The 855-nt window shown below is 35.3% G+C and carries 2 protein-coding genes; both read right to left on the reverse strand.

What is annotated here, in order from left to right; genetic code table 11:
- Positions 1 to 545 (reverse strand): acyltransferase (locus tag AC1DQW_RS27805; RefSeq protein WP_477457040.1); only part of this gene is annotated, 545 nt, incomplete at its 3' end.
- 3 nt (positions 546 to 548) lie between these two features.
- Positions 549 to 855, reverse strand: a 307-nt coding sequence (locus AC1DQW_RS27810) for a glycosyltransferase family 4 protein (RefSeq protein ID WP_477457041.1), incomplete at its 5' end; no start/stop codon positions are given.

The following is an 855-nucleotide window of genomic DNA, read 5'->3' on the forward strand; positions in this document are numbered from 1 at the left end:
TTAGCAGGTACCCCGGCAATTACTGAATTTTCCTCAAATGACTTTGTTACTACACTATTAGCTCCTACCACACATCCATCGCCCAGTGTAACACCAGCTGTAATTATCACTCCTCTTCCTATCCAGCAATTTTCACCAATTAAAATTAATTTACTTTTAAATCCCTGCTTGTGTATTGGTTTATCCATAGCATCAAAAGAATGATCTTGATCTCTAATGGAACAAAACTCACCAATATGTGTATCATTTTTTATTATGATACTCTCGGTAGACACAATATGTCCCCCTGAGTTAACTGAACAATTATTACCAATTTTTATATTACTACCCTTAATCGCGGATAAAAAAACATCGTGACCGATCATGCAATTACTACCGAGTTCAATATTATTCTCAATAGTTCCGAATCTTATTTTACCATAAAATTTAGTTTTGGTACCTATCGATTTAAAATAACTGCCTCGCGTCATACGGAAAAACAACCACTTCAAATAAGATTTACATGTTCTCGTCAGATACCAAACAATCTTAACAACTAACTGCATATACTAGGATGTTAGAATATTTAATAAGTTTTTCCCATATTCTTCTACTGAATAATTTACAGAGCGCTCAAGTGCCATTGTTGCCATATTAAACCGGAGTTCGTCGTCTGTTACCAATTTAAGAATATTATCCCGAAGACTCTCTAAATCTCCTGCATTGCTGATAAGGCCATTTATTCCGTTCTCAACGATACTACCACTTTGAAATGTCGTTATTATGGGCAATCCCCAACTCATAGCTTCTAATAGTACCATGGCCGAACCTTCCAAATAAGACGGAAAGAAAAAAATATCGGCCGAAAGATATTGT

The organism is Mucilaginibacter sp. P5_A4 (assembly GCF_056400605.1).